17 protein-coding genes are annotated in these 19,175 nt (G+C 72.3%); 15 read left to right on the top strand and 2 right to left on the bottom strand.

Annotation, left to right across the window (positions count from 1 at the left end; all coding sequences use genetic code 11):
* The first annotated feature begins 104 nt into the window (after positions 1-104).
* From SYYSPA8_RS10955 to SYYSPA8_RS10995, 9 genes are all read left to right on the top strand, one after another.
* Positions 105-1,775: an ABC transporter substrate-binding protein gene (locus SYYSPA8_RS10955; protein WP_323446846.1), complete on the top strand. Its 1,671-nt coding sequence runs from the start codon at positions 105-107 to the stop codon at positions 1,773-1,775.
* A gap of 90 nt (positions 1,776-1,865) precedes the next feature.
* Positions 1,866-2,870, top strand: a complete 1,005-nt coding sequence (locus tag SYYSPA8_RS10960) for an ABC transporter permease (protein WP_323446847.1) — start codon at positions 1,866-1,868, stop codon at positions 2,868-2,870.
* A gap of 10 nt (positions 2,871-2,880) precedes the next feature.
* Positions 2,881-3,834 carry an ABC transporter permease gene (locus SYYSPA8_RS10965; protein WP_407705977.1) on the top strand — a complete coding sequence of 318 codons (954 nt, stop codon included), beginning with the start codon at positions 2,881-2,883 and terminating at the stop codon, positions 3,832-3,834.
* Between the two features lie 6 nt (positions 3,835-3,840).
* A complete protein-coding gene (locus tag SYYSPA8_RS10970) occupies positions 3,841-4,839 on the top strand; it encodes an ABC transporter ATP-binding protein (RefSeq protein ID WP_323446849.1) in 999 nt (332 codons plus the stop codon).
* Positions 4,836-6,053: an ABC transporter ATP-binding protein gene (locus SYYSPA8_RS10975; protein ID WP_323446850.1), complete on the top strand. Its 1,218-nt coding sequence runs from the start codon at positions 4,836-4,838 to the stop codon at positions 6,051-6,053. The genes SYYSPA8_RS10970 and SYYSPA8_RS10975 overlap by 4 nt, the downstream gene beginning before the upstream one ends.
* A gap of 129 nt (positions 6,054-6,182) precedes the next feature.
* Positions 6,183-6,845 (top strand): trimeric intracellular cation channel family protein, encoded by a 663-nt coding sequence (locus SYYSPA8_RS10980; protein WP_323446851.1) that lies wholly within the window; start codon positions 6,183-6,185, stop codon positions 6,843-6,845.
* An 80-nt stretch (positions 6,846-6,925) separates the two neighbouring features.
* Positions 6,926-7,783 (top strand): thioesterase family protein, encoded by an 858-nt coding sequence (locus SYYSPA8_RS10985; RefSeq protein WP_407705978.1) that lies wholly within the window; start codon positions 6,926-6,928, stop codon positions 7,781-7,783.
* A 243-nt stretch (positions 7,784-8,026) separates the two neighbouring features.
* Positions 8,027-8,890, top strand: coding sequence for an SRPBCC family protein (locus SYYSPA8_RS10990; RefSeq protein WP_323446853.1), 864 nt, complete (start codon positions 8,027-8,029; stop codon positions 8,888-8,890).
* A gap of 619 nt (positions 8,891-9,509) precedes the next feature.
* Positions 9,510-10,673, top strand: coding sequence for a cysteine desulfurase family protein (locus SYYSPA8_RS10995; RefSeq protein ID WP_323446854.1), 1,164 nt, complete (start codon positions 9,510-9,512; stop codon positions 10,671-10,673).
* Positions 10,674-10,706: 33 nt separating this feature from the next.
* Here SYYSPA8_RS10995 and SYYSPA8_RS11000 read toward each other — a convergent pair whose 3' ends face one another.
* On the bottom strand, positions 10,707-11,426 hold the full coding sequence (locus SYYSPA8_RS11000) for an N-acetylmuramoyl-L-alanine amidase (protein WP_323446855.1): 720 nt from the start codon (positions 11,424-11,426) through the stop codon (positions 10,707-10,709).
* Between the two features lie 79 nt (positions 11,427-11,505).
* Between SYYSPA8_RS11000 and mnmA the strand changes: the two genes are divergently transcribed.
* Positions 11,506-12,642 (top strand): tRNA 2-thiouridine(34) synthase MnmA, encoded by a 1,137-nt coding sequence (gene mnmA / locus SYYSPA8_RS11005; protein ID WP_323446856.1) that lies wholly within the window; start codon positions 11,506-11,508, stop codon positions 12,640-12,642.
* Positions 12,643-12,994: 352 nt separating this feature from the next.
* The gene (locus SYYSPA8_RS11010; RefSeq protein WP_323446930.1) at positions 12,995-13,207 is read left to right on the top strand and encodes a cold-shock protein; all 213 of its coding nucleotides are present in this window, start codon (positions 12,995-12,997) and stop codon (positions 13,205-13,207) included.
* Between the two features lie 134 nt (positions 13,208-13,341).
* On the opposite strand, the gene SYYSPA8_RS11015 is transcribed toward SYYSPA8_RS11010, so the two are convergent.
* Positions 13,342-14,139 (bottom strand): alpha/beta fold hydrolase, encoded by a 798-nt coding sequence (locus SYYSPA8_RS11015; protein WP_323446857.1) that lies wholly within the window; start codon positions 14,137-14,139, stop codon positions 13,342-13,344.
* 119 nt (positions 14,140-14,258) lie between these two features.
* Between SYYSPA8_RS11015 and SYYSPA8_RS11020 the strand changes: the two genes are divergently transcribed.
* The 4 genes from SYYSPA8_RS11020 (at position 14,259) to ligA (ending at position 19,016) form a co-directional block, all read left to right on the top strand.
* The gene (locus SYYSPA8_RS11020) at positions 14,259-14,798 is read left to right on the top strand and encodes an LOG family protein (RefSeq protein WP_323446858.1); all 540 of its coding nucleotides are present in this window, start codon (positions 14,259-14,261) and stop codon (positions 14,796-14,798) included.
* 19 nt (positions 14,799-14,817) lie between these two features.
* Complete coding sequence (locus SYYSPA8_RS11025) at positions 14,818-15,516, top strand: SDR family oxidoreductase (protein WP_323446859.1); 699 nt, start codon at positions 14,818-14,820, stop codon at positions 15,514-15,516.
* A gap of 206 nt (positions 15,517-15,722) precedes the next feature.
* Positions 15,723-16,679, top strand: a complete 957-nt coding sequence (locus SYYSPA8_RS11030) for a methionine synthase (RefSeq protein ID WP_323446931.1) — start codon at positions 15,723-15,725, stop codon at positions 16,677-16,679.
* Positions 16,680-16,832: 153 nt separating this feature from the next.
* Positions 16,833-19,016, top strand: coding sequence for an NAD-dependent DNA ligase LigA (gene ligA, locus SYYSPA8_RS11035; protein WP_323446932.1), 2,184 nt, complete (start codon positions 16,833-16,835; stop codon positions 19,014-19,016).
* The last annotated feature ends 159 nt before the right edge of the window (positions 19,017-19,175 follow it).

The raw sequence follows: 19,175 nt of genomic DNA on the forward strand, positions 1-19,175 counted from the left end.
CTCGACTGGGTATCACCGCTATCCGGACTGTTCTCCCCGGTCGCCTCCGTCTGTAGTGTTCGGCCGGTCAAGACCTCTCCACATGGTGAACCAGGGGTGGACCCATGCGCATACACAAGTCCGGGGCGATCCGGGCGATCACGGCGACGGTTGTCGTCGGGCTGGTCGCAACCGGTTGCGCCAGTGATCGGGACAAGGACGGTGGCACGTCGGACGCGAAGGACACCTTCGTGTTCGCCGGCGCCGGTGACCCCGGTTCCCTGGATCCCGCGCTCGCGAGCGACGGTGAGACGTTCCGCGTCACGCGTCAGGCATTCGAGGCGCTGCTGGAGCACGAGCCCGGTGGCAGCAAGCTGGTCGGCGGCCTCGCCGAGAAGTGGTCGAGCAACCCCGCGGGCACCGTGTGGACGTTCAACCTCCGCAAGAACGTCAAGTTCCACGACGGCGAGGCGCTGAACGCCAAGGCCGTCTGCGCGAACTACGACCACTGGTTCAACTGGAAGGGCACGTACCAGTCCAGCGCGGTCTCCTACTACTGGCAGACCATCATGGGCGGGTTCGCGAAGAACGAGGACGCCGAGGCGCCCAAGGCGAACTACAAGTCCTGCACCGCGCAGGACGACAGCACCGCCGTCATCGAGGTCAACGAGCCCTCGGCCAACCTCCCCGGCGGCTTCTCCCTCCAGGCCCTCGCGATCCACTCGCCGAAGGCGCTCCAGGAGTACGCGAAGCAGGACGCGAGCGCCAAGGGCGACGCGATCACGTACCCCAAGTACAGCCAGGAGGCCGGCACGGTCGCCGGTACCGGCCCGTACCGGATCACCAAGTGGAACAAGGGCAACAAGGAAGTCTCCCTGGAGCGCTTCGACGACTACTGGGGTGAGAAGGCGAAGGTCAAGAACCTCGTCTTCCGCACGATCGACACCGAGGAGGGCCGCCGCCAGGCGCTCCAGGCCGGTGACATCAACGGCTACGACCTCGTCGCGCCGGCCGATGTGAAGACCCTGTCGGGCGAGGGCTACCAGGTCCCGACCCGTGATGTCTTCAACATCTTCTACGTCGGCATGAGCCAGAGCGCGAACCCGGCGCTGAAGAAGCGCGAGGTCCGCCAGGCGATCTCGCACGCCATCGACCGCGAGAACCTCGTCAAGACCCAGCTGCCCGAGGGCGGCAAGGCGGCGACCCAGTTCATGCCGGACACGGTGGCCGGCTTCTCCGACAAGGTGAAGACGTACCCGTTTGACACGAACAAGGCGAAGGACCTCCTCAAGGGGGCCGGCGAGAGCAAGCTCAAGGTCGACTTCTGCTACCCGACCGAGGTCACCCGCCCGTACATGCCCGCCCCGCAGGACATGTTCGAGCTGATGAAGGCCGACCTGGAGAAGGCCGGCATCACCGTCACCCCGAAGGCCATGAAGTGGGCCCCGGACTACCTGGACGCGACCGAGGCGGGCTCCTGCGCCCTGCACCTCCTCGGCTGGACCGGTGACTTCAACGACGGCTACAACTTCATCGGCACCTGGTTCGCCGGCCCGGACAAGCAGTGGGGCTTCAAGGACGCCAAGGTCTTCGACGCGGTGAACGCCGCCTCCAAGATCACCGACCCGAACGGCCGTACCGAGGCGTACAAGAAGGCCAACGAGGCGATCATGGAGTACGTCCCGGGCATCCCGGTCTCGTCCTCCCCGCCGGCCATCGCGTTCGGCAAGAACGTCAACCCGCCGAAGGTCTCCCCGCTGACGCAGGAGAACTTCGCCGAGGTCTCCTTCAAGTAAGACGAGAAACCCCTGCGGGACCCGCCCGGCCACAGTTCCTCGGTGGCCGGGCGGTCCCGCAACAACGCACGTGAGAAAGGGGCATGCGGGGTGCTGCGACTCGTCGTCAGAAGACTGCTACAGCTCATTCCCACCCTGCTCGGCCTGTCGGTACTGCTCTTCCTGTGGCTGAACCGACTGCCCGGCGGACCCGCGTCGGCGATCCTGGGCGAGCGGGCGACGGAAGCCGAAGTGGCACGGATCAACCGGGCGCTCGGCCTGGACGAACCCATCCACGTCCAGTACTGGCGCTTCCTCAAGCGCATCTTCGAACTCGACCTCGGCACGTCCACCCAGACCGGACAGCCGGTGTGGGACGAGTTCGCCCTGCGCTTCCCGGCGACCGTGGAACTCGGCGTCGCCGCGATCCTGATCGCCGTCGTGGCCGGCATCCCGCTCGGATACCTGGCCGCCAAGCGCCGCGGCGGCTGGCTGGATGTCGCCGCCGTCTCCGGATCGCTCGTCGGCATCTGCATCCCGGTGTTCTTCCTCGCCCTGCTGCTCAAGGGCATCTTCGCCGTGGAACTGGGCTGGTTCCCCAGCTACGGCCGGCTCTCCACGGGCCTGAACGCCACGGACGTCACCGGCTTCGCGATCCTCGACGGCCTGCTGACCGGCGAACTCGACGCGAGCTGGGACGCGATCATGCATCTGATCCTGCCCGCGGTCACGCTCTCCTCGATCCCGCTCGCGGTGATCGTCCGCATGACCCGCGCCAGCGTCCTCGAAGTCCTCGGCGAGGACTACGTCCGCACCGCCGAGTCCAAGGGCCTGGAGAAGCGCGTCGTCCGCGGCCGCCATGTGCTGCGCAACGCGATGCTCCCCGTCGTCACCGCCGTCGGCCTGCTGACGGGCAGCCTCCTGTCCGGCGCGGTCCTCACCGAGTCGGTGTTCTCGTTCGGCGGCGTCGGCTCCTTCATCCGCACCTCGATCGACGCGCGCGACTACCCGGTGCTCGTCGGCTTCATCCTCTTCATCGCGATGGTGTACGTGGTGATCAACCTCCTGGTCGACCTCGCGTACAGCCTCATCGACCCGAGAGTGCGGGTGCACTGACGTGACGATCATGACCAAGAAGGCCGACAAGGTCGACCGGCTTGCGGAGCTGATGCAGTCCTCCGAGGCCACCACCGGCGCCAGCCTGTGGCGCGAGGCCGCGCGGCGGCTGCGCAGCAGCAAGATGGCGATCATCGGCGCCGCCGTCATCGCGGTGTTCGTGGTGCTCGCGATCATCGGTCCCTGGATCGCCCCGCACACCCCCACCGCGCAGACCTGGCGCGGCGAGGTCTTCGCCAACCAGGGCAAGTTCGTCGGCATGCGCGCCGAGAACTGGTTCGGTCTCGACCACCTCGGCCGTGACATGTTCTCCCGGATGCTCGTCGGCGCCCGGCAGACCCTCCTCGTCGGCGTCGTCTCGATGCTCATCGGACTGATCGCCGGAGCCCTGGTGGGCATCGTCTCGGGCGCGGCCGCCACCCTCGGCGGCAAGGCCGGACAGCGCCTCGACACCGTCATCATGCGCATCACCGACATCATGCTGTCGCTGCCGTCGCTGCTGCTGGCGGTCTCGATCGCGGCGGTCATGGGCCAGTCCCTGACCACCGTGATGATCGCCGTCGGTGTCGTCCAGATCCCCGTCTTCGCACGGCTGCTGCGCGGTTCGATGCTCGCCCAGGGCGGCGCGGACTACGTACTCGCCGCGAAGGCGCTCGGGGTGCGCAAGAAGCGGATCGTCCTCACCCAGATCCTGCCCAACTCGCTGAGCCCGGTGATCGTCCAGGCCACGCTGAGCCTCGCCACCGCGATCATCGAGGCCGCGGCCCTGTCCTACCTCGGCCTCGGCAACCCCGACCCCGCCATCCCCGAGTGGGGCGTCATGCTCTCCCAGGCACAGCGCTTCTTCGACAACGAGCCGATGATGGCGGTCTACCCGGCGGTCGGAATCATCATCACCGCCCTTGGCTTCACCCTGCTCGGCGAGGCCATGCGCGAAGCCCTCGACCCGAAGCTGCGAGGCTGAAGTCCCATGGCACTGCTCTCTGTCGACGAACTCAGCGTCACTTTCACCGCCAAGGGCCGCAAGGACGCGACCGCCGTGGACGGCGTCTCCTTCGACGTCGACCAGGGCCAGGTCGTCGGCCTGGTGGGCGAGTCGGGCTGCGGCAAGTCCGTCACCTCGCTGGCCCTCATGGGCCTGCTGCCCGGCAAGGGCGTCAAGGTCGGCGGCCGGGCCCTCTTCGACGGCCAGGACCTGCTGACCATGAACCCCCGCAAGCGGCGCGACCTGCGTGGCAGCCAGCTGGCGATGATCTTCCAGGATCCGCTGTCCTCACTGAACCCGGTCGTCCCCATCGGCGTCCAGGTCACCGAGATCCTCCAGCGCCACCGCGGTCTGAAGGGGGAGCCGGCCCGCAAGGAGGCCGCCCAGCTCCTGGACCGGGTCGGCATCCCCGACCCGGACCGGCGTCTGAAGGAGTACCCGCACCAGCTCTCCGGCGGAATGCGCCAGCGCGCGCTGATCGCCATGGCGGTCGCCTGCGCGCCCCGCATGCTCATCGCCGACGAGCCGACCACGGCCCTCGACGTGACCATCCAGGCCCAGATCCTCGAACTGCTCAAGGAACTGGTCGACCAGGAGGGCACCGCCCTGCTGATGATCACCCATGACCTCGGTGTCGTGGCCGGCATCTGCGACGAGGTCAACGTCCTGTACGCGGGCCGGGCGGTCGAGTCGGCGGGCCGGCGCGAGCTGTTCGGGCACCCGACCCACCCGTACGCGCACGGTCTGCTGGGCTCCATCCCGCGGCTCGACGCCCCCCGCGGCGAGCCGCTGAACCCGATCCGCGGATCCATCAACGACCGCATCGCCTGGGCCGACGGCTGCGCCTTCGCCCCGCGCTGCGACCACTACACGATGGAGTGCCTGACGGGCACGCCCGAACTGACCGAACCACGCGCCGCGGGCCACCAGGTGCGCTGCGTCAACCCGGTCCTTCCCACGCCCCAGGCGGAGGTCTCGGCATGAGCCTGCTCGAACTCGACGACGTGAAGGTGCACTTCCCGGTCCGGAAGGGCATCCTGTTCGACCGTACGGTCGGCCATGTCTACGCCGTCGACGGCGTCTCGCTCAAGGTCGAGGCCGGTCAGACGTACGGGCTCGTGGGCGAGTCCGGCTGCGGCAAGACGACCCTGGGGCGTGCCGTCCTGCGTCTCACGGACATCACCAGCGGCCAGGTCGTCTTCGACGGGACGGACCTCGCGAAGCTGCCCGACGAGGAGATGCGGACCTTCCGCCGCCGGCTCCAGATGGTCTTCCAGGACCCGCTGGGCAGCCTCAACCCGCGCCAGAACATCGAGTCGATCCTCAGCGAGGGCATGGCCGCCCACAAGATCGGCGAGGACCGGGCCGAACGCCGCGAGAAGATCAAGGAGATCCTGGCGAAGGTCGGTCTCCCGGCGAACGCGCTGTCCCGGTATCCGCACGAGTTCTCCGGCGGCCAGCGCCAGCGCATCGGCATCGCCCGCGCGCTCGTCCTGGAACCGGACGTGATCATCTGCGACGAGCCGGTCTCCGCGCTGGACGTGTCGGTGCAGGCACAGGTCATCAATCTGCTGGAGGAACTCCAGGAGTCGCTGGGCCTGACCTATCTCGTCATCGCCCACGACCTCGCCGTCGTCCGGCACATCTCGGACGTCATCGGGGTCATGTACCTGGGCGGCCTGGTGGAGGAGGCGCCGAGCGACGCCCTGTACGCGGCGCCGAAGCACCCGTACACCAAGGCGCTCATGTCGGCGGTGCCGGTGCCCGACCCGGAGGTGGAGGACCGGCGCGAGCGGATCCTGCTCGCCGGGGACCTGCCGTCGCCGGCGAACCCGCCCGCCGGGTGCCGCTTCCACACCCGGTGCCCGTGGGCGCAGGACCGCTGTGGCACGGAGCGCCCGACCCTCGTCGACCTCGGGGACGGACACCGGGTGGCCTGCCACTTCGCCCGCGAGATCGAGGCGGGCACGGTCGAGCAGACGCGGTCGACGGGTATCGAGGCGGTCGTCGCCACGGCGGCCGTCGTCGCGAAGGAGGCCGAGGTCACGGAGAAGGTCGCCGATCCGCTGTCGGTGGCGATCCCGGCGCAGGGGGAGCGCGAGCCGTCCGGTGCCGAGGGTGCCGCGCCCGATGCGGAGGGCGCGGAGGTTGCGGAGGGCGCGGAGGCCGCCGACGGGAAGGCGTCCCCGAAGAGCTGACCGCGGGCAGAGAGTACGGCGGGGAATACCGGCGGGGAATCCGGCGGGGAGTACGACAGGGAGTACGGCAGGGAACACGGACGAGGAGCACCGGGCGGAGTTCCGCGCGGGACAGGGTAGAACTGTCCGGTGCTCCAAGAATTGTTCACGCCCTCCGTCCAGCATGCGCTCGACCTCGCCGGAATCTTCGTCTTCGCGATCTCCGGCGCGCTTCTCGCCGTCCGCAAGAACTTCGACGTCTTCGGCATGGCGGTACTCGCCGAGGTGACCGCGCTGGGCGGCGGGCTGCTGCGTGACCTGATCATCGGGGCGGTCCCGCCGGCCGCCTTCACCGACCTCGGCTACTTCCTGATGCCCCTGGTGGCCACGGCCCTGGTCTTCTTCCTCCACCCCGAGGTGGAGCGGATCCAGGTGGGCGTCAATGTCTTCGACGCCGCCGGCCTCGGCCTCTTCTGTGTGACCGGCACGGTCAAGGCGTACGAGTACGGCCTCGGCCTGACGATGTCCGCCGTGCTCGGGCTCGCGACCGCCGTCGGCGGCGGTGTGCTGCGGGACGTGCTCGCCAACGAGGTGCCCTCGCTGCTCCGCTGGGACCGCGACCTCTACGCCGTCCCCGCGATCGTCGGCGCCACCGTCGTCGCCCTCTGCATCCGCTTCGACGCCCTGAACGGGGTCACCGCATCGCTGGCGGCGCTGGCCGCCTTCACCCTGCGGCTGCTCGCCCTCCGCTTCAATCTGCGGGCGCCCCGCGCCTGGAACCGCCGCTCGGCGACCGCCGACGACGGACAGTGATCATGCGATAGCCGCAGGTGGGTGACGGGTCCACGGGTCGGGAGGGCCGGCGGATTAAGCTACCGCTCAGTATGGAACTGCTGTACGGTGCCGCCATGGCACAGGTAGTTCAGGCATCCATCGGGGACAGCGAGTTCGACCGCGACACCGCCGTCACCCTCCGCGCGCCGGGCGTCTACGACGCGGACCTCTCCGCCGGCTGGACCATCATCCGCGCCGTCAACGGCGGCTATCTGCTCGCGCTCCTCGGCCGGGCGCTGGGCGAGGCACTGCCCCACTCCGACCCCTTCACCGTCTCGGCCCACTACCTCAGCGCCTCCCGGCCCGGCCCCGCGGTGATCCGGACCGAGACGATCCGGACCGGTCGTACGCTCTCCACCGGCCAGGCGTCCCTGGTGCAGTACGAGGACGACGGCACCGAGACCGAACGCGTCCGGGTCCTCGCCACCTACGGCGACCTGGGCGCCCTCAGCGACGAGGTCCGCACCTCCGCCCGGCCGCCCGGGATCCCCCCGTACGAGCAGTGCTTCGGCACCGACACCGCGCCGGCCCCCTTCAGCGGCAGCTCCGCGATCATGGACCGGCTCGCCGTCCGGCTCGACCCGGCGACCGTCGGCTGGGCGGTCGGCGCCCCCTCCGGCAAGGGCGAGACACGCGGCTGGTTCGGCCTCGCCGACGGCCGCGACCCCGATCCCCTCGCCCTGCTGCTCGCCGTCGACGCGCTGCCGCCCACCTCCTTCGACCTGGGGCTGAAGGGATGGACGCCGACGGTGGAACTCACCGTCCACGTCCGCAGCCGGCCCGCGCCGGGGCCGCTGCGGGTCGCGATCACCACCCGTAATCTCGCCGGCGGCTTCCTGGAGGAGGACGCGGAGATCTGGGACAGCCGCGACCGGCTGGTGGCCCAGTCCCGGCAGCTCGCGAAGGCGCCCCTCTGACATCGCCTCCGACGCGGGGGCTCGCCCCGCGCATCCCGGCCGTGCCCCGCACCGGGCACGGCCGGGGTGCGAAGTCCCCTCCGGTGGATCAGGCTGGACCGGGGAGCGAAGCCGGGGGAGAGCGCCGCCGCCGGGCGGCACGCGAGCGGCGGGATCCGGAAGACAGGCCCCGGGCGGTCCCGGGCAGCCCAGGTCGGCCCAGGTCGGCCCAGCCCAGGTCAGGCCCCAGGGAGGAGACTCCTCATGGACGCGCACCCCGCCCCGCCCCCCGACGCCCTCACCCCCGCCGGCGCCGGACGGACCGCGCTGCGCATGGAGCGCGTGATCGCCGCGCCCCCCGTACGGGTCTGGGCGGCCCTCACCGAGCCGGAGCTGATCGCCGGATGGTTCCCCGCCCGGGTGACCCCGGCACCCACCCCCGGTGCCGCCCTCGTCTTCCACTTCTCCGCAGCGGAAGGACCCGACACCACCGGGACCGTCACCGAGCTGGCCGAACCCCGGCTCCTCGCCTTCACCTGGGGCGAAGACGAACTCCGCTTCGCGTCGGCACCCGCCGGGGACGACACGCTGCTCACCTTGACGCACACCTTCGGCGACCACTACGGCGCGGCCAGCTTCGCCGCCGGCTGGGACCGCTGCCTCGCCGCGCTCGACGCTCTCCTCACCGGCCGGGAGAGCGTCGTCATGGACCCGTCGGGGGAACTGCACGAGAGGTACGTCCGGCTGCTGGGCCTGGACGGCGGGACGGTCACGACCGGCGACGGCGGCCCGTCCATCCGCTACGAACGCCAGCTCGTCCGGCCCGCCGAGACGGTCTGGGCCGCGCTGTCCGGGTCCGCGACGCCACTCCTCGGCGGGCCCCCGCCGCCGGGCTTCACCGCCCCCGGGGAACGGCCGGGCCCGATCACCGCACTCCGCCCGCCCCGGCTCCTCGCGTACGAACGGCCCCCGGCGGGCGCGGTCCGCTGGCGGCTCGGAACGGGCACGGGCCACGGCGCCCGGCTGGTCCTCACCGCGGACCTGGCCCCGGAGGAATCGGCTCCGGACGTCCTGGCCGCCTGGCGGAACCGGATCGAAGCCCTGGCGGCCGAACTGCCGGACCGCTGAGCCCGGACCACGGCGGACGGAGCGCGTTGATCGGGCCCGCCCGGCGCGGGCCCGGCTGGTGAGCATGGCCTTCCGTCCCGTTCGGCGTGGGCCTGGCTCGTGGAGGCGACCGAATCGCTTCGTCCGGTGTGAGTCCAGCTCGTGAAAGCGACCGAATCGCCTCGTCCGGCGCGGGCCCGGCTGGTGAGCGCGGCCTTCCGCGTCGTCCGGCGTGGTTCCAGCTCGTGAACGCGACCGAACCGCCCCGCCCGGCCGTGGCTCGGCCGGTGAGCACGGCCTTCCGTGTCGTCCGGCCCGGGCCCGGCTCGTGAGCGCGATCGAACCGTCCCGCCCGGCGTGGGCCCGGCCCGTGAGCGCGGCCCTCCGCCCCGCCCACTCGGCGGGCCGGCCCGCCGCGTCCGCGCCCGCCGGCCCGCCGCGTCCGTGCCCGCCGGGCCGCCGAAGCGGCCGCCTTCCGCGCCGCCCCGCCTGCTCCCGCCTCCCCGCCCCGCCCTCCGCCGGGACCACTCCGTCGCCCGGCCGTGCGCCCGCGCGGTGACGGCCGGGCAGGGGCGCGCACCCCCGTACCCCCCTGCGCCGCGTCCGCGCCCCGAGGGAGCCTCGTAGAATCGTGGCCACCATGGCTTACCTCGACCACGCCGCGACCACGCCCATGCTGCCGGAGGCCGTCGCGGCAATGACCGCGCAGCTCACCGCCGTCGGCAACGCCTCGGCACTGCACGCAGCGGGACGCCGGGCCCGCCGGACCGTCGAGGAGGCCCGCGAAACCCTCGCCGAAGCCCTCGGCGCCCGCCCCAGCGAGGTCGTCTTCACCTCCGGCGGCACCGAGGCCGACAACCTCGCCGTCAAGGGCCTCTACTGGCAGCGCCGTGCCGCCGACCCCGCCCGGACCCGGGTCCTCGCCAGCCCCGTGGAGCACCACGCCGTCCTCGACGCCGTCGACTGGCTCGGCGAGCACGAGGGCGCGACCGTCGAGTACCTGCCCGTGGACCGCTACGGCCGGGTGCACCCCGAGGCCCTGCGCGAGGCGATCGAGCGCGACCCCGACGACGTCGCCCTCGCCACCGTGATGTGGGCCAACAACGAGATCGGCACCGTCATGCCGGTCCGGGACCTCGCCGCCGTCGCCGCCGAGTTCGGGGTGCCCCTGCACTCCGACGCGGTCCAGGCCGTCGGCCAGACCGATGTCGCCTTCGCCGGCTCGGGGCTCGCCGCGATGACCGTCTCCGCCCACAAGATAGGCGGCCCGTACGGCATCGGGGCGCTGCTGCTGGGCCGCGAGTACACCCCCGTACCCGTCCTGCACGGCGGCGGTCAGGAGCGGCACGTCCGCTCCGGCACCCTCGACACCCCCGCGATCGCCGCCTTCGCGGTGGCCGCACGGCTCGCCGCCGAACGCCGCGACACCTACGTCCGCGAGGTCGGCGCGCTCCGCGACGAACTCGTCCGGGCCGTCCTCGCGGCGGTCCCGGACGCCGTCCTCGGCGGCGACCCCGTGGACCGGCTCCCCGCCAACGCCCACTTCTCCTTCCCCGGCTGCGAGGGCGACTCGCTGCTGCTCCTCCTCGACGCCCAGGGCATCGAGTGCTCCACCGGCTCCGCCTGCACGGCGGGCGTCGCCCAGCCGAGCCATGTGCTGCTCGCCACCGGCACCGATCCGGAGCTGGCGCGCGGCACCCTCCGCTTCAGCCTGGGGCGCACCTCCACCCGGGAGGACGTGGCGGCGGTCGCCGGGGCGATCGGCCCGGCCGTGGCCCGGGCCCGCGCCGCTGGCCTCAGCTGATCCGCACGGCTGCGCCCCGGCCCCGTGCCCGGGTCAGCCGTGTGCCCGGCGGGCCGCCGGCAGGGCCTCCCGCACCAGCTTCAGATAGCGGTCCCAGTCCCAGTGCGGGCCGGGATCCGTGTGGTCCGTCCCCGGCACCTCCACATGCCCGATGATGTGCTCGCGGTCGACCGGCAGCCCGTAGCGCACGCAGATGCCGGCCGTGAGCCGCGCGGACCCCGCGTACATCGCGGCCGTGAAGTCCTGGGGCCGGTCCACGAACCCCTCGTGCTCTATCCCGATGCTGCGCTCGTTGAACCCCCGGTTGCCCGCGTGGAACGCGACGTCCAGCTCGCGGATCATCTGGGCGACATGGCCGTCCTTGCGGACGACGTAGTGGGTGGCCGCCCCGTGCCCCGGGTTCCTGAAGACCTTCAGCGCCACCGGGAAGCTGCCCTGCACCACATGGATGATCACCCGGTCGATGCGGTAGTCGTCGGGGCGGTCGGCCAGCCGCCAGTTCGCCGGGGACGCCGCCGTCCACTGGGCGCCCGGGTGGTCCAGCTCGCCCTCCTTGCGCGGCTTCGACACCCCGGGCACCTGCCACCACAGCCGCCGCAGCTCGTCGTGGGCGAGGGCCGCGCCCCCGCCGGCCACCGCCGCGGCCCCGCCGATCAGCAGCCCCCGGCGGCTGACCCGCCGGCCCGCCGGGCGCCCGTGCCGGGACCCGCTCCCGCCGCCGGGGGTGTCGGCCCGGTCCGTATCGCTTCCCATGCGCTCTACAACGCGGACGTGCGAGCCCATGGTTCCCCCGGGTCCGTACCGTTCCCCGGGCCCGTACTCTGGTAGGGCTATGACTCAGACTTCCCCGCGCCCCCTCCGTGTGCTCGCCGCCATGTCCGGCGGTGTGGACTCCGCCGTCGCCGCCGCCCGTGCCGCCGAGGCCGGCCACGATGTGACCGGTGTGCATCTGGCGCTCTCCGCGAACCCGCAGTCGTTCCGCACGGGCGCGCGCGGCTGCTGCACCATCGAGGACTCGCGCGACGCCCGGCGTGCCGCCGATGTGATCGGCATCCCCTTCTACGTGTGGGACCTCGCCGAACGCTTCCGCGAGGACGTGGTCGAGGACTTCATCGCCGAGTACGAGGCGGGCCGGACCCCCAACCCCTGCCTGCGCTGCAACGAGAAGATCAAGTTCGCGGCGCTGCTGGACAAGGCGCTCGCCCTCGGCTTCGACGCGGTCTGCACCGGCCACTACGCGACCGTGGTGACCCGCCCGGACGGCGGCCGTGAGCTGCACCGCGCCAGCGACATGGCCAAGGACCAGTCGTACGTCCTCGGGGTGCTGGACGAGCGGCAGCTCGCCCACGCCCTGTTCCCGCTCGGGGACACCCTGACCACCAAGGACGAGATCCGCGCGGAGGCCGAGCGGCGCGGTCTCGCCGTCGCGAAGAAGCCCGACAGCCACGACATCTGCTTCATCGCCGACGGCGACACCCAGGGCTTCCTGGCCTCCCGCCTCGGCCGGGCCGAGGGCGACATCGTGGACGAGTCCGGCGCCCGCGTCGGCAGCCACGAAGGGGCCTTCGGCTTCACCATCGGGCAGCGCAAGGGGCTGCGGATCGGCCACCCGGCCCCCGACGGCAAGCCGCGCTACGTCCTCGACATCTCCCCTGTGGACAACACCGTCACCGTGGGGCCCGCCGAGGCGCTGGACGTGGTCGGGCTGACCGCGATCAGGCCGCGCTGGTGCGGGGCCGCTCCCGTGGGCTCCGGCGCGTACACCGCGCAGCTGCGCGCCCACGGCGGCGAGACGGCGGTGACGGCCGAGCCGGTGGGCGAGGAGCTGCGGGTCGCGTTCGCCGAGCCGGTGCGCGGGGTCGCGCCCGGGCAGGCGATCGTGCTCTACGACGGCACCCGGGTGGTCGGGTCGGCGACGATCGCCTCGACCGTCCGCCGCACGGCCGCGACGGCGACCGCTTCAGCCTGATCCGGCCGGGTCGGGCCGGATCCGGACCCGCCGACACCACTCCCCGGCGCCACCCGGGCGGAGTCCGCCCTGTCCGGGCGAACGCGGCGGGCCACCGGGTGCGCGCCGCCGGGGGCCGTGGTGACACTGGGGCCCCGGTGACAGCCGTCACCCGGGGGATCCGGCCAGGCGGGCGTACGCGTTCCCCTGCGCGCGAGAAAGGGACCGGCAACCCATGTTCTCCACCCGGCGTATCACCGCGGGAATCATCGGCCTCCTGGCTGTCCTGGGCACCCTGGCGGGCGGCGGCCCGGCAGCGGCGGCCCCCTCGGCGGCCCTGGCCCCGGGCCACTCCGCCGAGCCGCGTGCATTGATCAACTTCGGTACGGTCAAATGGTTCAGCGTGGACAAGGGCTACGGCTTCATCGCCCCGGACGACGGCGGCCCGGACGTCTTCGTCCACTACACCGGCGTCCTCGGGAGCGGCTTCCGCTCCCTGGAGGAGGGCGACCGGGTCGAGTACCAGCTCATCCAGGGGCCCAAGGGTCCGCAGGCCGTCAACGTGGTCCGCATTCCGCCGCTCTGAGGCCGCCCGCGCCGGACCCTCGCACCCCGGCGGGGAGTACGGGACGGCGTCCGCCGCGGGCCCGGAGCGCCGATCGCCCACGGCGCCCCGCCCGGCGGGGACCCGCGCACGGCGCCCCGCCGCCCCCGCAGGGCCTACGCGCTCAGGAAGTCCACCAGCAGCGGCGCCAGCACATGCGGCGCCACCTCGTGCGTCTGCCCCGTCAGCGTCCGGTGCCGGCCGCGCGGCAGGGCCCGCGCCACCAGCCGGGCGGCGTCCCGCGTCCAGGGCGGGCTGGCGCCGCCGTCGACCACCATCACCCGGGTCGCCACCCGGCCCAGCAGCCCCGTGGGCACGGAGCCGTTGCCCATCACCTCGTGGTCGTACGGCAGGGTGTGCGCCACCGACTCCAGCACCTCCCACAGCGCCGAGCCACGCATCCGGGCCAGGGTCTCCGGCGGCGTCCCGGCATCGGTGAGGAAGAGCGCGAGCGCGTCCGCGCGCCGGCCCGCCGCCAGCAGCAGCCGCATCCGCCGCACCTGCTCCGGCGGGCGCTGCGCCGGACGCACCGCCGGATGGAAGGGGGGCTCGTACACGGACAGCTGGGTGACGGGCACCCCGGCCGCCGCCGCCCGCAGCGCGAGCACGCCCCCCGACGACATGCCGTGTACGGAGGCACTGCCCCCCGTCTCCTCGATGACGGCGGCCAGATCGTCGATCTCGCGCTCCACGCGGTACGTGCCCGACTCGCCGCTGGCGCCCCGGCCCCGCCGGTCGTAGGTGACGACCCGGAAGCGGGCCGACAGCAGCGCGGCGAGGGGGGCGTCCGTCGCCGCCGTGCCCAGCGGGCCGCCCACGAGGACCACCGGCGGGCCGTCGCCCCACTGTTCGTACGCGATGAGCGTGCCGTCCCCGGAGCGGGCCTTCGCGAGCGTACGGCTCATATTGTCCATGCCGGTGCCGACCGGCGGCCGGTGCGGAACTCATCGCCGCCGGGCAAGATTCTTTCCACAACTTCCGTTGAATGAGCGACAGTTCATGAATGAATTGCCGGGCCGGTTACGGTGCTCCCATGCACATCTGCGTCTTTCTCTCCGCCGCCGATCTGGACGAGCGCTACACCCGCCCCGCCCGGGAATTCGCCACCCTGCTCGGAAAGGGCGGCCATACGCTGGTCTGGGGCGGCTCCGACAGCGGACTGATGAAAGTGGTGGCCGACGGGGTCCAGGAGGCGGGCGGCCGGCTGGTCGGCGTATCCGTCGCCTTTCTCGCCGGCTCCGCCCGGAAGGACGCCGACGAGATGGTGATCGCCCGGGACCTCGCCGAACGCAAGGCGCTGCTCCTGGACCGGGCGGACGCCGTGGTGATCATGGTCGGGGGTACCGGGACGCTGGACGAGGCCACCGAGATCCTGGAGCTGAAGAAGCACGGGCACCACACCAAGCCGGTCGTCCTGCTGAACACGAACGGCTTCTACGACGGACTGAAGGAACAGTTCCGGCGGATGGACGCGGAGGGCTTCCTCCCGGTGCCCCTCGCCGACCTGGTGTTCTTCGCCGAGGACGGGCACCAGGCCCTGGAGTGTCTGGAGCGGGCCGCCGGGCGCGGATGACCGCCCCCGCAGTGGGACCATGGTCGGCATGGCAACTCATGTGATCACCGGAGCGGGCTCCGGCATCGGTGCGGCCGTCGCCCGGCGGCTGCGCGACCGGGGCGACGATCTCGTCCTGCTGGCCCGGAACGCCGGCCGCGCCAGGGAACTGGCCGCCGCCCACCCGGGCGCCCGCACCCTCGTCGCCGACCTGGCCGACCCGGACCGGATCTCCTGGGCCTTCTCCCACCAGGAGCTGCCGGACCGGGTCGACTCCCTGATCCACAGCGCGGGCATCGTCGACCTCGGCAAGGTCGGCGAACTGCGCCCCAGGACCTGGCACGAGCAGCTCAACACCAATCTGGTCGCCCCCGCCGAGCTGACCCGGCTGCTCCTGCCCCAGCTGCGCGTCACCCGCGGCCAGGTCGTCTTCGTGAACTCGGGCGCCGGGCTGCACACCTACGCCGAGTGGGGCGCGTACTCCGCCGCCAAGCACGGCCTGAAGGCGCTCGCCGACGCGCTCCGCGAGGAGGAGCGGGAGAACGGTGTCCGGGTCACCTCCGTGTACCCGGGGCGCACCGCGAGCCCCATGCAGGCCAGGGTGCACGCGCAGGAGGGGCGGGAGTACGACCCGTCCCGCTGGATGGACGCGGAGTCGGTCGCGACGACCGTGCTCACGGCGATCGACCTGCCGCGCGACGCGGCGATCGAGGACCTGATGGTCCGCCCCGGACCCTGAGGTGCCCCGCCCCGGACCCTGAGGAGCCCCGGCCCGGACCCTGAGGTGCCCCGCCCCGGGGACCCGCCCGCCCGCAGCCGGGGCGGACCGCCCCGTACCGCCGGCCGTACCGCCGGGCCGCCCCCTGCGGCTACCTTCCCGCGTACCCTTCCCGGGTGAGCGAGACAAGAGCGTTTGAATGGGGTCCGGCCAGCGGTGTCGGCTCCATGCCCGGCGGGGACGCCCGCGAGACGGCGAAGACCGTCACCGGGTCCTTCGAGGACTTCCCCCACCTGCCCGAACTGCCCGCCCGGGGCCCCGGCGCCGACATGATCGGCCGGACCCTCGGGATGCTGGTCGAGATGTACGCCCATGTCGAACCCAGCGGCTGGCGGATCAGCGACCGGCCCGGCCGGGACACCCGCAGGGCCGGCTCCTGGCTGGGGGAGGACCTGGACGCCCTGGAGGAGTTCACCCAGGGGTACGAGGGCCCGCTGAAGGTCCAGGCCGTCGGCCCCTGGACGCTCGCCGCCGCGCTGGAGCTGCGCGGGGGCGAGGCCGTCCTCTCCGACCCCGGCGCCTGCCGCGACCTCGCCGGCTCGCTCGCCGAGGGGCTCCGCGACCACCTCGCGGAGGTGCGCCGCCGGGTGCCCGGCGCGCGGGTCGCGCTCCAGCTGGACGAGCCGTCGATCACCGCCGTCCTGCGCGGGCAGGTCCGCAGCGCCTCCGGCTACCGCACCCACCGGGCCACCGACCGGCAGGTGGTCGAGGCCACCCTCCGCGAGGTGATCGGGGACGAGACCGCGATCGTCCACTCCTGCGCCCCGGACGTCCCCTTCGCCCTGCTCCGCCGGGCCGGTGCCGCCGCCGTCTCCTTCGACTTCACCCTCCTCACCGAGCGTGACGAAGAGGCGATCGGGGAGGCCGTCGAAGGCGGTACGCAGCTCTTCGCCGGGGTGGTGCCGTCCACGGACCCGGCCTCGGCGGGATTGTCAGACCCGGGAGGTAGCGTCATGGGTGTACGGACGCTGTGGCGCAGGCTGGGGCTGAATCCGGGGACTCTGGCGGAGTCCGTCGTGATCACCCCGACCTGTGGTCTGGCGGGCGCATCCCCGGCGTACGCCAGGGCCGCGCTCGCCCACTGCGCCCGTGCCGCGAGATCGCTCGCGGACAACCCTGAGTAAGGGGTATCGGGACACGGGAGGACGAAGACGGTGGCTGGCGAAGAGCGTACGGAGTCGGAGCTGTCCGGGCAGCGGTCCGGAGCGGAGCCGGGGCAGGGCTCCGGGGAGCGGTCCGCGGCGGAGCCCGGGAAGGACTCCGGGGAGCGGGTCGAGCTGCCCGCGCAGGACACCCCGGAGCTGCCCGCGAAGGCACGGGAGCGGCACGCGGACCTCGCCGAGCAGATCGAGGAGCACCGCTTCCGCTACTACGTGAAGGACCAGCCGGTCATCAGCGACAGCGAGTTCGACCGGCTGCTGCGCTCCCTCGAAGAGCTGGAGGAGCGCCACCCGGCGCTGCGGACGCCCGACTCGCCGACCCAGAAGGTCGCCGGGCAGTACGAGACGGACCTCGCGAAGGTCGAGCACCGCGAGCGCATGCTCTCGCTGGACAACGCCTTCGACGAGGAGGAGCTGACGGCCTGGGCGGAGCGCGTCGAGCGGGAGGTCGGGAGCAGCGACTTCCACTTCCTCTGCGAGCTGAAGGTCGACGGCCTCGCCGTCAATCTGACCTACGAGAAGGGGCGGCTGACCCGCGCGGCGACCCGGGGCGACGGCCGGGTCGGCGAGGAGATCACGCCGAACATCCGCACCATCGCGGACATCCCCGACCGGCTGCTCGGCGACCGCGTCCCGGACCTCGTGGAGATCCGCGGCGAGGTCTACTTCCCGATGGACCAGTTCCAGCAGCTCAACGAGAGACGGGTGGCGGCGGGGGAGCAGCCCTACGCCAATCCGCGCAACTCCGCGTCGGGCTCGCTGCGGCAGAAGGACCCCAAGGTCACCGCGACCCTGCCGCTGCACATGGTGGTCCACGGCATCGGCGCCCGGGACGGCTTCGGCATCGACTGCCTGTCCCACGCGTACGAGCTGCTGCGCGAGTGGGGGCTGCCCACGTCGCGGCATTACGAGGTCGTGGACTCCCTGGAGGGCGTGCGCCGGTTCATCGCCCACTACGGGGAGAACCGCCACTCCATGGAGCACGAGATCGACGGCGTGGTCGTCAAGCTGGACGAGATCCCGCTCCAGGGCCGGCTGGGTTCCACGGCGCGGGCGCCGCGCTGGGCCATCGCCTGGAAGTACCCGCCGGAGGAGGTCAACACCAAGCTGATCGACATCACCGTCGGTGTCGGCCGCACCGGGCGGGTCACGCCGTACGCGCAGGTGGAGCCGGTGCAGGTGGCGGGCTCCGAGGTCGAGTTCGCGACCCTGCACAACCAGGACGTGGTGAAGGCCAAGGGCGTCCTCATCGGGGACACCGTGGTGCTGCGGAAGGCCGGTGACGTGATCCCGGAGATCCTGGGCCCGGTGGCCGAGCTGCGGGACGGGACCGAGCGGGAGTTCGTGATGCCCGCCGAGTGCCCCGAGTGCGGCACCGGGCTGCGGCCGATGAAGGAGGGCGACATCGACCTCCGCTGCCCCAACGCCCGCTCCTGCCCGGCGCAGCTGCGGGAGCGGCTGTTCTATCTGGCCGGCCGCAAGTCCCTCGACATCGAGCACTTCGGCTATGTGGCCGCCGCCGCGCTCACCCGGCCGCTGGAGCCCGCCGAGCCGCCGCTGCGGGACGAGGGCGACCTGTTCTCGCTCACCATCGAGCAGCTGCTGCCGATCCGGGCGTATGTCCTGGATCCGGACAGCAAGCTGCCCAAGCGGGACCCGAAGACCGGCGAGGAGAAGATCGCCACCGTCTTCGCCAACCAGGAGGGCGAGCCGAGGAAGAACGCCGTGGCGATGCTGCGGAACATCGAGGCGGCCAAGAGCCGGCCCCTGGCCCGGATCCTCACCGGGCTCTCCATCCGCCATGTCGGCCCGGTCGCCGCCGAGGCGCTGGCCCGGGAGTTCCGTTCGATCCAGCGGATCCAGGAGGCGAGCGAGGAGGAGCTGGCCGCGACCGACGGCGTCGGCGCGATCATCGCCGCCTCGCTGAAGCAGTGGTTCGCCGAGGAGTGGCACCAGGAGATCCTGCGCAAGTGGGAGGCGGCCGGGGTGCGGATGGCGGAGGAGGGCGCGGACGAGGACCGGGGCCCCCGCCCGCTGGAGGGGATCACCGTCGTGGTCACCGGAACGCTCGTGAACTACACGAGGGATGGCGCAAAAGAGGCCCTTCAGAGCCTTGGCGCGAAAGTGACCGGTTCTGTTTCCAAGAAAACGGGGTTCGTGGTGGTCGGGGACAACCCCGGTTCCAAGTACGACAAAGCCATGCAGTTGAAGGTGTCAGTTCTCGACGAGGAAGGTTTCGGAATTCTGCTCGAACAAGGACCTGACGCGGCGCGTGAGGCGGCTGTGCCGGAAGAGGCGTGACAAAGGGGGGCGTACGCGGGGGCCGGAGAGGGCTTGTCCCGGCAGCCCTCCGGCGTACCAACGGCGGGAACAAGACGCCGTAGGAGGATCCGGAACGACCGGTACAGGTCACCCGTTCAGCGCATAGCAGATGGATAAGGGTGGTCGGGTCGCATTCGG

This window comes from Streptomyces yaizuensis (assembly GCF_034961445.1).
Taxonomy (GTDB): Bacteria; Actinomycetota; Actinomycetes; order Streptomycetales; family Streptomycetaceae; genus Streptomyces; species Streptomyces yaizuensis.